The organism is Xanthomonas campestris pv. phormiicola, from assembly GCA_025666215.1.
Taxonomy (GTDB): Bacteria; Pseudomonadota; Gammaproteobacteria; order Xanthomonadales; family Xanthomonadaceae; genus Xanthomonas_A; species Xanthomonas_A campestris_A.
In genome coordinates this window covers 2,267,746-2,280,868 of the sequence record CP102593.1, presented here as the reverse complement: position 1 = coordinate 2,280,868, position 13,123 = coordinate 2,267,746, and the positions used below count along the sequence as shown (strand labels likewise).

Annotated in this window: 11 protein-coding genes; 4 read left to right on the top strand and 7 right to left on the bottom strand. The window is 70.4% G+C overall.

The genetic code is table 11. From position 1 onward, the window contains the following. Positions 1–100: 100 nt before the first annotated feature. The 3 genes from NRY95_09540 to NRY95_09530 all read right to left on the bottom strand — a co-directional run bounded on the left by NRY95_09540 (position 101) and on the right by NRY95_09530 (position 5,027). The gene (locus NRY95_09540; protein UYC18168.1) at positions 101–658 is read right to left on the bottom strand and encodes an adenine phosphoribosyltransferase; all 558 of its coding nucleotides are present in this window, start codon (positions 656–658) and stop codon (positions 101–103) included. Positions 659–743: 85 nt separating this feature from the next. Beyond that, positions 744–3,866 carry an efflux RND transporter permease subunit gene (locus NRY95_09535; GenBank protein UYC18167.1) on the bottom strand — a complete coding sequence of 1,041 codons (3,123 nt, stop codon included), beginning with the start codon at positions 3,864–3,866 and terminating at the stop codon, positions 744–746. Positions 3,867–3,872: 6 nt separating this feature from the next. Then, a complete protein-coding gene (locus tag NRY95_09530; protein UYC18166.1) occupies positions 3,873–5,027 on the bottom strand; it encodes an efflux RND transporter periplasmic adaptor subunit in 1,155 nt (384 codons plus the stop codon). Between the two features lie 62 nt (positions 5,028–5,089). Between NRY95_09530 and NRY95_09525 the strand changes: the two genes are divergently transcribed. Then, complete coding sequence (locus NRY95_09525; protein UYC18165.1) at positions 5,090–5,794, top strand: TetR/AcrR family transcriptional regulator; 705 nt, start codon at positions 5,090–5,092, stop codon at positions 5,792–5,794. A gap of 133 nt (positions 5,795–5,927) precedes the next feature. Here the strand turns inward: NRY95_09525 and NRY95_09520 are convergent, their stop codons facing one another. Beyond that, positions 5,928–7,481, bottom strand: coding sequence for a YdiU family protein (locus tag NRY95_09520; protein ID UYC18164.1), 1,554 nt, complete (start codon positions 7,479–7,481; stop codon positions 5,928–5,930). A gap of 299 nt (positions 7,482–7,780) precedes the next feature. On the opposite strand from NRY95_09520, the gene NRY95_09515 reads away from it, so the two are divergent. Next, positions 7,781–8,677, top strand: coding sequence for an alpha/beta hydrolase (locus NRY95_09515; protein ID UYC18163.1), 897 nt, complete (start codon positions 7,781–7,783; stop codon positions 8,675–8,677). A 46-nt stretch (positions 8,678–8,723) separates the two neighbouring features. Here the strand turns inward: NRY95_09515 and NRY95_09510 are convergent, their stop codons facing one another. The 3 genes from NRY95_09510 to NRY95_09500 all read right to left on the bottom strand — a co-directional run bounded on the left by NRY95_09510 (position 8,724) and on the right by NRY95_09500 (position 11,325). Beyond that, a complete protein-coding gene (locus tag NRY95_09510) occupies positions 8,724–9,419 on the bottom strand; it encodes a glutathione S-transferase (GenBank protein ID UYC18162.1) in 696 nt (231 codons plus the stop codon). Between the two features lie 346 nt (positions 9,420–9,765). Continuing rightward, positions 9,766–9,975, bottom strand: a complete 210-nt coding sequence (locus NRY95_09505; protein ID UYC18161.1) for a cold-shock protein — start codon at positions 9,973–9,975, stop codon at positions 9,766–9,768. 444 nt (positions 9,976–10,419) lie between these two features. Further along, positions 10,420–11,325, bottom strand: coding sequence for a pseudouridine synthase (locus NRY95_09500; GenBank protein UYC18160.1), 906 nt, complete (start codon positions 11,323–11,325; stop codon positions 10,420–10,422). A gap of 42 nt (positions 11,326–11,367) precedes the next feature. On the opposite strand from NRY95_09500, the gene NRY95_09495 reads away from it, so the two are divergent. Both NRY95_09495 and NRY95_09490 read left to right on the top strand, forming a co-directional pair. Next, positions 11,368–11,913 carry a YaeQ family protein gene (locus NRY95_09495; GenBank protein ID UYC18159.1) on the top strand — a complete coding sequence of 182 codons (546 nt, stop codon included), beginning with the start codon at positions 11,368–11,370 and terminating at the stop codon, positions 11,911–11,913. Beyond that, on the top strand, positions 11,910–13,106 hold the full coding sequence (locus NRY95_09490; GenBank protein ID UYC18158.1) for an NAD(P)/FAD-dependent oxidoreductase: 1,197 nt from the start codon (positions 11,910–11,912) through the stop codon (positions 13,104–13,106). The genes NRY95_09495 and NRY95_09490 overlap by 4 nt, the downstream gene beginning before the upstream one ends. Positions 13,107–13,123: the final 17 nt, after the last annotated feature.

Below are 13,123 nucleotides of genomic sequence, written 5' to 3'. Positions count from 1 at the left end.
CGACATCTCCCGCCGCCTGGCGGGCGCCCGGCTCGATCGCCGGTGCCGTGCCAGCCGGTCGGCATCGTCGCGCACGACGGCTATCCGCACCGGGTCGCCCTCAATACGTCAGCGTCGCCAGCAGCGGCACTTCCTCGCTCCAGCGCTCGCCGCCCTGCAGCGCCTGCAGCTCGACCAGTACCGCGGCGCCGACGATCTCCAGTTGCAGCTGCCGCGCCAGCGACAGCGCCGCGCGCAGGGTGCCGCCGGTGGCCAGCACATCGTCGACGATCAGCACCCGCGCGCCGGCCGGCAGCGCGTCGGCGTGCATCTCGATGCGGTCGCTGCCGTATTCCAGCGCGTAGTCCTGGGTCACCGTCCTGCCCGGCAGCTTGCCCGGCTTGCGGATCGGCACGAAACCGGTGCGCAGTTCGTGCGCCAGCGCCGCACCCAGGATGAAGCCGCGCGACTCGATGCCCAGCACCGCGTCCAGCGGCGTGGTGCGCCAGGGCCGCGCCATCTCGTCCAGCGCCGAGGCGAAATCCGGACCGTCGGCCAGCAGCGGGGTGATGTCCTTGAACACGATGCCCGGCTTCGGGAAATCGGCGATATCGCGGATGCGGCCGGACCAGTGGGCCGGCACGTCGCCGGGCGTGCCGCAGCAGGAAGACTCGTTCATCGGGATATCGAAGCGTGGGGAGGCACCCATTTTAAGGCGCAAGGCGGCGCCGCGCAGCGCCACCGCCTTACCCGTTCACCGCGACTCAGCCGGCCGGGGCTGCCTGGCGGTCCCCTGCCCGGCCATGCAGCAGGCCGCGCACCAGCACGAAGAACAGCGGCACCAGCAGCACCGCCAGCACGGTGCCCGAGAGCATGCCGCCGATCACGCTGACGCCGATCTCGCGGCGGCTGGCCGCGCCTGCGCCGGTGGACAGCGCCAGCGGCAGCACGCCGGCGACGAACGCCAGCGAGGTCATCACGATCGGCCGCAGGCGCAGGCGCGCGCCTTCCAGCGCCGCCTCCAGCAACGGCCGCCCGGCGCGCTGCTCGGCCTCGGCGAACTCCACGATCAGGATCGCGTTCTTCGCCGACAGGCCGATCGTGGTCAGCAGGCCGACCTGGAAATAGATGTCGTTGACGAAGCCGGCCAGGGTGGTCGCGGTGACCGTGCCGAGCACGCCCAGCGGGATCACCAGCAACACCGCCAGCGGAATCGACCAGCTCTCGTACAGCGCCGCCAGGCACAGGAAAATGAACACGATCGAGGCGGTGTACAGCCACAGCGTCTGGTTGCTCGACAGCTGCTCCTGGTAGGACAGGCCGCTCCACTGCAGGTCGAAGCCCTGCTGCTTGGCGACCAGCGCCTGCATCCGCTGCATCGCCTCGCCGGAACTGCTGCCGGCCGCGGCCCCGCCCTGGATCTGCGCCGCCGGCAGCCCGTTGAAGCGCTGCTGCAGCTGCGGCCCACGGGTCCAGTGGGTGCTGGCGAAGCTGGCGAACGGCGCCATCTGCCCGTCCTTGCCGCGCACGTACCACTGGCCGATGTCTTCCGGCAGCGAGCGATACGGCGCATCGCCCTGCACGTAGACGCGCTTGACCCGGCCGCGGTCGACGAAGTCGTTGACGTAGCTGCCGCCCCACGCAGTGGACAGGGTGGCGTTGATGTCGCTCTGCGCCAGCCCCAGGGCGCTGGCCTGGGCCTGGTCGATGTCCACCTGCAGCTGCGCCTTGTCGCCCAGCCCATTGAGCCGCACCGCGGTCAGCTGCGGATCGTCGCCGGCCTCCTGCAGCACCTGCTGCTGCGCCTTCAGCAAGGCGGGCCGGCCGGCGCCGTCGCTGTCGCGGATCCACAGCTCGAAGCCGCTGGACTGGCCCAGGCCGCGCACCGCCGGCGGCGACAGCACGCTGATCTTGGCATCGGCGGTGCCGCGGAAATACGCATTGGCGCGGTCGATGATCGCCTGCGCGGTGTTGTCGCGGTTGCGCTCGTCCCACGGCTTGAGCGCGACGAAGGCCTGGCCGGCGTTCTGCCCGGTGCCGGCGTTGTTGCGGCCGATCACCATGAACACCGCGGTGATGTTGTCCTTCTCGTGGGCCATGAAGTAATCGTTGATGCGCCGGCCCAGCGCCTCGGTCCTGGCCAGCGGCGTGCCCTCGGGCGTGGTGAACTGGATCTGCACCTGGCCCTGGTCCTCCACCGGCAGGAAACCGGTCGGCATGCGCACGTACAGCGCCGCCATCGCCAGCACGATCACCGCGTACAGCGCCATCCAGCGCCGCGGCTGCCGCAGCAGCGTGCCGAGCCGGCGCTGGTAGGCCTGCTGGCTGCGCTCCACACTGCGGTTGAACCAGCGGAAGAAGCGTCCGAGCTGGCGCTCCTTTTCCACCGGCTTGAGCAGGGTCGCGCACAGCGCCGGGGTCAGGGTCAGCGCGACCAGCGCCGACAGCGCCATCGCCGAGGCGATGGTGATCGAGAACTGCCGGTAGATGATGCCGGTGGAGCCGCCGAAGAACGCCATCGGCAGGAACACCGCGCCCAGCACCACGGTGATGCCGATCAGCGCGCCGGTGATCTCGCCCATCGATTGCTCGGTGGCCTCGCGCGGCGGCAGATGCTGCTCGTGCATGATCCGCTCGACGTTCTCCACCACCACGATCGCGTCGTCCACCAGCAGGCCGATCGCCAGCACCATCGCGAACAGGGTCAGCGTGTTGATGGTGAAGCCGGCGGCGGCGAGGATGCCGAACGTACCCAGCAGCACCACCGGCACGGTGATCGCCGGGATCAGCGTGGCGCGGCCGTTCTGCAGGAACAGGAACATCACCACCACCACCAGCACGATCGCCTCGATCAGGGTGTGCACCACGCCTTTGATCGAGATCCGCACGAACGGCGTGCTGTCGCGCGGATAGGCCACTTCCATGCCCGGCGGGAAGGTCGGCTTGAGCCGCTCGATGGTGGCGCGCACCGCGTCGGACGTGGCCACCGCGTTGGCGCCGGAGGACAGCGTCACCGAGAAGCCCGACGCCGGATGGCCGTTGAGCGTGGCGCTGTTCTGGTAGTTCTCCGCGCCGATCTCCACCCGCGCCACGTCGCCCAGGCGAACGCTGGAGCCGTCGGGCTGCGTGGCCAGGATGATGGCGCGGAACTGCTCCGGGGTCTGCAGCCGCGACTGCGCGGTCACCGTGGCGTTGAGCTGTTGGTCGGCGCCGGTGGGCAGCGCGCCGAGTTCGCCAGCGGTGACCTGGGTGTTCTGCGCCTCGATCGCGCTGCGCACGTCGCCGGGCATCAGGTTGTAGGCGTTGAGCTTGTGCGGGTCCAGCCAGATGCGCATCGCGTACTGCGCGCCGAACACGTTGATCTCGCCGACGCCGTTGATGCGGCTGATCGGGTCCTGCAGGGTGCTGATCAGGTAGTCGGAGATGTCGACGTTGTCCAGCCGGTCGGTGCTGTCGTACAGCGCCACCGCCATCAGGCTGTCGCCCTGCGACTTGGCCACGGTCACGCCCTGCTGCTGCACTTCCTGCGGCAGGCGGTTGAGCGCCTGGTTGACCGCGTTCTGCACCTGCACCTGGGCGATGTCGGGATTGGCGGCCTGGTCGAAGGTGATGCTGATCCGCGCCTGTCCGGACGAGGAACTGGTCGAGGAGAAGTACAGCAGGTGGTCGATGCCCTTGATCTGCTGCTCGATCACCTGGGTGACGCTGTCCTCCACCGTCTGCGCCGAGGCGCCGTTGTAGGTGGCGGTGACGTTGACCCCGGGCGGGGCGATGTCCGGGTACTGCTCCACCGGCAGGGTGAACACGGCGATGGCGCCGGCGGCCATGATGCAGATCGCCAGCACCCAGGCGAAGATCGGGCGGGCGATGAAGAAGCGCGCGAGCATGCCGGCTCAGCCCTGGCCGGCGGCAGCGGCGGCCGGCTTGACCGTGACCTTGGCGCCGTCGCTCAGGCCCTGCCGGCCCTCCACCACCACCCGCTCGCCGGGCTTGAGCCCGTCGCCGACCAGCCAGCGGTCGCCGACCGCGCGCAGCGTGGTGAACTGGCGCTGGCGCACGATGTTGTCGGTGCCCACCACCCAGGCCTGGGCGTCGCCGCGCGGGGTACGGTCCACCGCCGCCTGCGGCACCAGCAGCGCCTGCTGGCGGATGCCCTGGCCGACGATCGCGCGCACGTACATGCCCGGCAGCAGCTGCGCCTCGGGATTGGGGAAGCGCGCGCGCAGGGTCACGCTGCCGGTGGTTTCCTCGACATCGATGTCGGCGAACTGCAGCGTGCCCGGCAGCGGGTAGTCGCTGCCGTCGGACAGCTTCAGCCGCACTTCGGCGGTGGCCGGCTGCACCCCGCCGTCGGCGATCGCGCGGCGCAGCGCCAGGAACTGGCTGCCGGACTGGGTGATGTCCACGTTCATCGGGTCCAGCTGCTGGATCTTGGCGATCGCATCGGCCTGGCTGGCGGTGACCAGCGCGCCCGGGGTCACCCGCGCGCGGCCGATGCGCCCGCTGATCGGCGCCTCCACCGTGGCGAAGCGCAACTGCGTGCGCGCGGTGTCCAGCGCGGCGCGGTTGGCGTCGCGGCTGGCCAGCGCCTCCTTGTAGGTGGCCTGGGCGTCGTCCACGTCCTGCTGCGCGGCCAGCCGGGTCTTGCCCAGTTCGCGGTAGCGCTCGGCGCGCAGCTTGGCGGTGGCCAGCGTGGCCTCGGCGGTGGCCAGGTTGGCCTGCGCCTCGTTGGCCGCGGCCTGGTACAGGACCGGCTCGATCTGGAACAGCGGCTGCCCGGCGCGCACCAAGGCGCCCTCCTCGAACAGCCGCTTGCGCAGGATGCCGCCGACCTGCGGGCGCACTTCGGATTCCTCGGAGGCGGCGGTGCGCCCGGCCAGTTCGGCGCTGAGCGGCACGCTTTGCGGCTGCAAGGTCACCACCCCCACGGTCCTGGCCTGCGCCGGCGGCGCGGTGCGCTCGCCCTTGCAGCCGGCGAGCGTGACGAGGGCGACGGACAGCAGCAACGACAGCGTGCGGCGGGAACGCTGGACGAAAGGCGCAGGCATGCGCTTGATCCTGGAAGCTGGGGGGAGGATCATTTAATTTACTTAAAGACAAATAAATAAGCATGAAGGATCGCACAATCGCCCGCGCCTCGCCGCCTCGCGCCACCCCGGCGACGGCGGAAACGCGCGCGATTGCGCCGCCCGGGCGCCAGCGCGGGCGCCCGGCGCTGGCGCGGCCGCGGTTGCTGCACGCCGCGCGCGAACTGCTGCTGGAGCACGGCCTGGAGGTCTCGCTGGAGCAGATCGCGCTGCATGCCGGGCTCACCCGGCAGAGCCTGTACAACCATTTCTCCAGCAAGGCCGAGCTGCTGATGCAGGTGTTCGAGGCGCTGAACGAGGAACTGCAGGCGCAGCTGGAGAACATCGGCGATGCGGCCTCGCAGGACCTGCCGCGCGCGCTGCAGCAGATCGCGCTGACCGTGCAGGCGCACCTGTACGCGCCGTCCTCGCTGCGCCTGCACCGGCTGCTGGTGCAGGCCAGCGCGCAGATGCCGGACCTGCTGCAATCGATGCACCAGCGCCGCACCGGGCGCCTGCGCCAGCGCCTGAGCGACCTGCTGCAGAGGCTGGATGCGCGCGGCGACGTGCGCGTGGCCTCGCCCACGCTGGCCGCCAGCGCCTTCATCGGTGCGGCGATCGGCTACGCCTACCCCGGCGCGATGCTCAATGGGCAGGCCCCGGATCGCGACAGCCAGCAGGCGCTGGCGGCGGAAGTGGTGACCAGCTTCCTCGCCGCCTGGCGCTATCGCGCCGCTTCGTCGCGCTGACGCCCGCCCGGGCCTGACGACGCGACTGCGAAATCGCGGCGATGCCGAGTCTTCTGCACGAGGGGCTTCAGCTCCGACACGTTGCCGGCAAAGCGTCGGAGCCGAAGCCCCTGCTGCAGTGCTTGGTGTTTCGTCAGGAACTGCACGACAGCATCGAACAACCGGCGCGCTCGCGCGCCCAGTCCGGGCGCCGCGCCGCGAACGCCTCGCGTCCCGGCTGCTCGGCGTAGGGCCGGCGCATCACCTCCAGCAATTCGGCGATGCCCTCGGCATCGCCCTGCTCGGCGCGGTCGATCGCCTGCTGCGCCAGGTAGTTGCGCAGCACGTAGCGCGGGTTGGCCGCGCGCATCTTCGCCGCGCGAACGGCCTCCGGCAGCGGATCGTCGCGCAGCCGCTGCGCATAGCGCGCCAGCCAGGCCTCGAATGCAGGCGCCTGCGCGGCCAGCTTGGCCGGGTCGTAGAACGCCACGGCCAGGTCCGCCAGCATCGGCAGTTGCTCCGCGCTCAACCCGCGGAACCACAGGGTCATGTCCACCTCGCCTTGCTGCAGCAGTTGCAGCAGGTCCTGCATCAGCGCCAGGTCGGTCTCGCTGCAGGCAGACAGGCCGAGCTTGGCGGCGGTGTTGTCGCGTTCGGCCTGCGCGTATGTGTCGCGGAAACGCGCCAGCCCGGCCTGCAGCGGCGCGACGTCGGCGAACAGCGGCGCCAGCGCCTGCGCCAGCCGCGTCAGGTTCCAGTACGCGATCTGCGGCTGGGTGCCGAAACGGTAGCGGCGGCCCTGCGCGTCGGTGGTGTTCGGCGTCCAGTCCGGATCGTAGTCGTCGATCCAGCCGTACGGGCCGTAGTCGATGGTCAAGCCCAGGATCGACATGTTGTCGGTGTTCATCACTCCATGCACGAAGCCGACCCGCATCCAGTGCGCGACCATCGTCGCGGTGCGCGTGCAGACCTCGCCGAACCAGTCCGCATAGGGCGTGGCGCCACCCGCGTGCAGCGCTGGGAAATCGCGCTCGATCACGAAATCGGCCAGTTGCCGCAGCAAGGCCGTCTCGCCACGCGCGGCCGGCAGTTCGAAACTGCCGAAGCGCACGAACGACGGCGCCACCCGGCACACCACCGCGCCCGGCTCGGCGCGCGGATGGCCGTCGTAGAACATGTCGCGCACCACGCGCTCGCCGCTGGCGACCAGGCTCAGCGCGCGCGTGGTCGGCACGCCGAGGTGGTGCATGGCCTCGCTGCACAGGAATTCGCGGATCGACGAGCGCAGCACCGCGCGGCCATCGGCGCCGCGCGAATACGGCGTGCGCCCGGCGCCCTTGAGCTGCAGTTCCCAGCGCCGTCCGTCCGCGCCCAGCGCCTCGCCCAGCGCGATCGCGCGGCCATCACCGAGCTGCCCGGCCCAATGCCCGAACTGGTGGCCGCCGTAGTTCGTCGCGTACGGCCGCATGCCCGGGTAAAGCGCATTGCCGGCGAAGACCTCGGCGAACTGCGGCGCCAGCACGTCCTGCTGCGAAAACCCAAGCATGGCGGCCACCTCGCGCGAATGGGCCAGCAACTGCGGCGCGGCCACCGGGGTCGGCGCGACCTCCGACCACAGCGCGCCCACCACCTCGCGCAGGCGCGGGCCGCGCTCGGGATCGCCAGGCAGCTCGGCGGTAAAACGGTTGTCGAAGCGCAATGCAGGCATACGCGCCAGCTTACAGCCCTCTCCATCGGGAGAGGAGCTGGGGTCAGGGTGCGGCGCGAAGCGCCTCGCGGTGTTTGGATTGACGAGGCTGCGCCCGTACCCTCATCCGCCCCTGCGGGGCAGCTTCCCGAAAAGGGAGCCACGCTCCCGGCGAGAGAAGGAAATGGCGGACTCGGCCGGGCCAGCGCATCCGCAGCGACATCTTGCCCGTACTTGCCGGCAGTGCCGCCAACGCCATGCACTCGCTGCCGACACACGCATGCGGCATGCTCCCGCTCCTTTCCCTGCAGGTACCGTCCATGTCCGAACGTTCGCCGTTGCCGCCACGCTGGCCGCGCCACCTGCTGGTCGCGCTGTCCTCGCTGCTGGTCTCCGCCTGCAGCAGCGTGTTCTTCGGCGGCCTCAACGCCGGCTCGGCGCGCAACGGGCTGAGCGAGCAGCGCGGGATCGTGTTCGATGCGGCGCATGGCCTGAAGCTGGACGTCTATCGCCCGGTCGCGGCGCAGGACGCGCCGGTGGTGGTGTTCTTCCACGGCGGCACCTGGAAGACCGGCAACCGCCAGCAGTACCGCTGGGCCGGCGAGGCGCTGGCGCGGCATGGCGTGGTCGCAATCGTGCCGGACTACCGCAAATACCCGCAGGTGACCCTGGACGGCTTCATGCAAGACGCCGCCGCCGCAGTGGCCTGGAGCCAGCGACATGCCGCCGAGCACGGCGGCGACCCGCGCCGGCTGGTGCTGATGGGCCACTCCGCCGGCGCGCACATGGCCGCGCTGCTGGCCACCGACGGCCGCTGGCTGCAGGCGCAGGGCCTGTCGCCGCGGCAACTGTGCGGCCTGGTCGGCCTGGCCGGTCCCTACGACTTCCTGCCGCTGACCGACACCGACCTGATCGGCATGTTCGGCCGCGACCCGGCACAGCAGCGGCGCTCGCAGCCGGTGGCCTTCGTCGATGGCGACGAACCGCCGGCGCTGCTGCTGCACGGCGACGCCGACCGCGTGGTCGAGCCGCGCGACAGCCGCTCGCTGCAGGCGGCCCTGCACCGCGCCGGCGTGCCCGCCGCACTGAAGACCTATCCCGGCATCGGCCATCTGCGCCTGGTGCTGGCGCTGCGCAAGGACGATCCGGCGCTGCCGGTCATGGCCGACAGCATCGCCTTCGTGCGCCAGTGCGCGCCGCGCGCGCCGCAGCCGTGAACCGGCCGAGGCGGCGTGGCCTGCCTGACCGCCGCGAACAGGACGCTCAGTCGCCCTTGCCGCTGCCGAGCAGTTCGAACGGCCCGCCCTGCTGCAGCGCGCGCTGGTAGGCCGGGCGCTGCTCGATGCGCTGCACGAAGCCGGCCAGGTTCGGATAGCTCTGCAGGCTGGCGCGCGCGGCCGCGGCCTGGACCGGGAAGCTCATCTGCACGTCGGCCGCAGTGAAGCGGTCGCCGGCGAACCAGCCGCTGGCGGCCAGTTCGCGCTCCATCCAGTCCAGGTGCAGCTTCAGCTGCGGGCCGACGAAGCTGTGCATGGCCTTGTCGACGATGGCACGGGCGATCGGCCGCGCGAAGAACGGCATCTTCGCCGAACGGATGCGCCCGAACACCAGGCTCATCAGCAACGGCGGCATCGCCGAACCCTCGGCGTAGTGCATCCAGTAGCGGTAACGCAGGCGCTCGGGCGCCTCCAGCGGCTGCGGCGACGGCGACAACGCGCGCTCGGTGTCGTAGCGCTCCACCACGTAATCCAGGATCGCGCCGGATTCGGCCAGCACATGGCCGTCGTCGACCAGCACCGGCGACTTGCCCAGCGGATGGATCGCGCGCAGTTCCGGCGGCGCCAGCATGGTCTGCTTGTCGCGCTGATATTTGACCACCTGGTAGGGCAGCTCCAGTTCCTCCAGCAGCCACAGCACGCGCTGGGAACGGGACTGGTTGAGGTGGTGGACGGTGATCATGGCAACGGTTCCGAAGGCGCGGGGGCGGCCATGGTAGCCGGGCCTGCGGGGGGATCGCGACTACAGGAAACCTCCAAGCATCCCGAAAAATTCGACCGGCAGGCGCGCAAACCATTGATATGCTTGCGTGCAATTCCGGAATCCAGCTTTCCGGAAGCTCGATGGTCGCGCAGCGTCTCGGTACCGATGACGCTGGAACTGCGCCTGGCGCCGGCGCCGATGCCGCTCCAGGCCGGGGCAGGCGCCAGGCCGGGGCAGGCGGACTCAGCCGGTACGCGCACAAATAAAAACGCCGGAAGCTTGCGCTCCCGGCGTTTTGGCAACCTTGCGGTAGCTGGCGTCTAACTTAGACGGCCTGCACCTGGTCGGCCTGCATGCCCTTCTGGCCCTGAACGGCGACGAACGTCACCTTCTGGCCTTCCTGCAGCGACTTGAAGCCGGTACCCTGGATCGCGCGGAAATGCACGAACAGGTCCGGGCCGCTTTCCGGGGTGATGAAGCCGAAGCCCTTGGCATCGTTGAACCACTTCACAGTACCACCCTGACGCTCGCTCATTTACTAACTCCTGAAACATTGAATTTAAGAAAATCGCAGCCACCGGGTATCGGGGCCGAGACTGAGTTGCAGGCGTTGGTAAAGCGGAACGATGAAGCGGATCGCGAGATCAACTGCACCAGGCCACGATTCACGGTGACCCTAGCAAACACAGTGGAACCTACCATACGCGGGTCGTTCGCAAAAAGCGACAAGTTTGTGTAGACAAACCGAGATCGCCCCCAAAGATGCTGGACACAGGCCTAAAGTCCGCGGTAGCGCGGTCGATATCCCTGCCGTTCCACGCAAATTGCGCAGCCGCCCTCCCCTTGCCGGGCGTTCCACTGGATAACCTGTCGGCGCACGCAATCGTCATCCACCATGACACTGAAAGCCCTCTCCCCTGGGGAGAGGGGTTGGGGCAAGGGTGGGGCGCGACGCGCCTCGCGGAGTTCGGTCGCGTCATCACGCCGACGGCCAGGCCAAGGTCTGCGCACTGGCGAAACTGCGTGCCTGCCCGCTGAGCGGATCGTCGAACGCCAGTCCGCATGCCAACAGCTGCAGCCCACCGGCGCAGGCGCCCTCTTCCTCCGCACGCAACTGCGGATACAGCGCATCGCCCAGGATCGGCGCGCCCAGCGCGGCCATGTGCACGCGCAGCTGGTGCTTGCGCCCGGTCACCGGCGCCAGCGCGTAGCGCCACAGCGGTCCGGCGGGTGCGTCCAGCACAGCGATCCGGGTCAGGCTGTTGGCCTCGCCGTCGGCTTCGGCCATGCGGAAGAACGGCTCGCCGCGCACCAGCCGGCTCGCGCGCAGCAGCGGAAACGCCTGTCCCGGCAAGGCCGGGGCCAGCGCCTGGTAGGTCTTGGCGATGCGCCGCTCGCGGAACAGCGCCTGATAGGCGGCGCGGCTGCGCGGATCGGCCGAGAACAGCACCAACCCGGCGGTGGCGCGGTCCAGCCGGTGCAGCGGCACCAGCGCCGGATTGCCGAGCCGCGCCACCAGCCGCGCCAGCAAGGTCTCGCGCACATAGCGCCCGGACGGGGTCACCGGCAGCCCATGCGGCTTGTCGGCCACCACCAGATGCGCATCGGCATGGACGATGCGCTCCACCCCGGCGATCGGCGCCTCGTCGACGACCTCGCGGAAATAGCGCACTTCCAGCCCGACCCGGTACGGCAGCGATGCCGGCAGCGGCTGCCCGTCCAGGTCCTGCACGCGGCCGCGGGCGCAACGGTCCTGCCACTGCGCCCGCGTCACCTGCGGGAAGCGCACGCACAAGCCATCCAGCAGGGTCGGCCACGGCCCCGGCGGCAGTTGCCAACGGCTCGGGGCCGGAACGAATGCGGACGGCGGGCGGGGATCGGACATCGCCACGCATTATCATGGCCGCCCTTTGATCCCGGTAGCCGCATGGCCCTCACCGCCACCCTCCGCAAGGCCGATCTGCAGATTTCCGACATGGACCGCGGCTACTACGCGGCGCATGCGCTGACCCTGGCCCAGCACCCGTCCGAGACCGACCAGCGGCTGATGGCGCGGCTGCTGACCTTCGCCCTGTTCGCCGAGGAACGCCTGCTGTTCGGCAAGGGCCTGAGCAGCGACGATGAGCCGGACCTGTGGCGGATGGACTACACCGGCGCGATCGAACAATGGATCGAGGTCGGCCAGCCCGACGAATCGCGCATCCGCAAGGCCTGCGGCCGCGCCCGCGAGGTGCTCGTGGCCAACTACGGCGGCCGCGTCGCCGACATCTGGTGGGAGAAGAACGCCTCCGGCCTGCTCAAGCTCAAGCCGCTGCAGGTGATCGACCTGCCCGGCGACGCGGTCGCGGCGGCGGCCGAGCTGATCCAGCGCAGCATGCGTTTCGACGTGGTGATCCAGGACGGCGAAGTGCAGCTGCTCGGCGACGCCGGCAGCGTCACCTTCACCCCGACGGTGCGCAAAGCCGCGGCATGAGCGCACGCGCCGAGCCGATCCGGGTCGACGTCGCGGTCATCGGCGCCGGCGCCGCCGGGCTGATGTGCGCGCTGACCGCCGGCCGCCGCGGGCGCCGCGTGCGGGTGATCGAGCACGCCAACAAGGTCGGCAAGAAGATCCTGATGTCCGGCGGCGGGCGCTGCAACTTCACCAACACCGGCACCGGCCCGGGCAATTTCCTGTCCGCCAACCCGCACTTCTGCAAGTCGGCGCTGGCGCGCTACCGCCCGACCGACTTCATCGGGATGGTCGAACGCCACGCCATCGCCTACCACGAGAAGGAACTGGGCCAGCTGTTCTGCGACATCTCCTCCAAGCAGATCGTGCGCATGCTGGTGGACGAATGCGACGCGGCTAGCGTCACCATCCGCACGCAGTGCGCAGTGCGCGGCGTGGAACGCGGCAGCGAGGGGTTCCGCATCGACAGCGACGACGGCCCGGTGCACGCCGCCTCGCTGGTCGTGGCCAGCGGCGGGCTGTCCATTCCCAGCCTGGGCGCCAGCGGCTTCGGCTACGAACTGGCCCGCCAGTTCGGCCATGCCGTGCTGCCGACCCGTGCCGGGCTGGTGCCGCTGACCCTCAGCGGCAAGCACCAGGAACGCCTGCAGGACCTGTCCGGCCTGGCGCTGCCGGTCGAGGCCAGCTGCAACGGCGCCAGCTTCCGCAACTCCATGCTGATCACCCATCGCGGCATCAGCGGCCCGGCGATCCTGCAGATCTCCTCGTACTGGCAGCCGGGCGACGACCTGCGCCTGGACCTGCTGCCCGGGCAGGACGCGGCCGCGTGGCTGCGTGAGCACAAGCGCCTGCGCGGCGCCGCCGAGCTGCGCACGGTGCTGGGCGAGGCGCTGCCGCGCCGCTTCGCGCAGCGCCTGTGCGAAGTCTGGCTGCCGGACAAGCCGGTCCGCCAGCTCGACGAACCGCAGCTGCGCGCCGCCGCCGCCCTGCTCGGCGCCTGGCCGCTGGTGGCCAGCGGCACCGAGGGCTACCGCACCGCCGAGGTCACCCTGGGCGGGGTGGACACCGATCAGGTGTCGTCGGCGACGATGGAATCGCGCCAGGTGCCCGGCCTGCACTTCGTCGGCGAGGTGCTGGACGTGACCGGCTGGCTGGGCGGCTACAACTTCCAGTGGGCCTGGGCCTCGGGCCACGCGGCCGGCGCGGTGGCCTGACGGCCGGGATTGGGGAT

What these genes read in the sequence shown, in the direction of transcription:
- NRY95_09520 (UYC18164.1), bottom strand. Translation starts at nt 7,481, where the DNA reads ATGCCTGCATTGCGCTTCGACAACCGTTTTACCGCCGAGCTGCCTGGC.
- NRY95_09505 (UYC18161.1), bottom strand. Translation starts at nt 9,975, where the DNA reads ATGAGCGAGCGTCAGGGTGGTACTGTGAAGTGGTTCAACGATGCCAAG.
- NRY95_09490 (UYC18158.1), top strand. Translation starts at nt 11,910, where the DNA reads ATGAGCGCACGCGCCGAGCCGATCCGGGTCGACGTCGCGGTCATCGGC.
- NRY95_09510 (UYC18162.1), bottom strand. Translation starts at nt 9,419, where the DNA reads ATGATCACCGTCCACCACCTCAACCAGTCCCGTTCCCAGCGCGTGCTG.
- NRY95_09530 (UYC18166.1), bottom strand. Translation starts at nt 5,027, where the DNA reads ATGCCTGCGCCTTTCGTCCAGCGTTCCCGCCGCACGCTGTCGTTGCTG.
- NRY95_09535 (UYC18167.1), bottom strand. Translation starts at nt 3,866, where the DNA reads ATGCTCGCGCGCTTCTTCATCGCCCGCCCGATCTTCGCCTGGGTGCTG.
- NRY95_09495 (UYC18159.1), top strand. Translation starts at nt 11,368, where the DNA reads ATGGCCCTCACCGCCACCCTCCGCAAGGCCGATCTGCAGATTTCCGAC.
- NRY95_09540 (UYC18168.1), bottom strand. Translation starts at nt 658, where the DNA reads ATGAACGAGTCTTCCTGCTGCGGCACGCCCGGCGACGTGCCGGCCCAC.
- NRY95_09515 (UYC18163.1), top strand. Translation starts at nt 7,781, where the DNA reads ATGTCCGAACGTTCGCCGTTGCCGCCACGCTGGCCGCGCCACCTGCTG.
- NRY95_09500 (UYC18160.1), bottom strand. Translation starts at nt 11,325, where the DNA reads ATGTCCGATCCCCGCCCGCCGTCCGCATTCGTTCCGGCCCCGAGCCGT.
- NRY95_09525 (UYC18165.1), top strand. Translation starts at nt 5,090, where the DNA reads ATGAAGGATCGCACAATCGCCCGCGCCTCGCCGCCTCGCGCCACCCCG.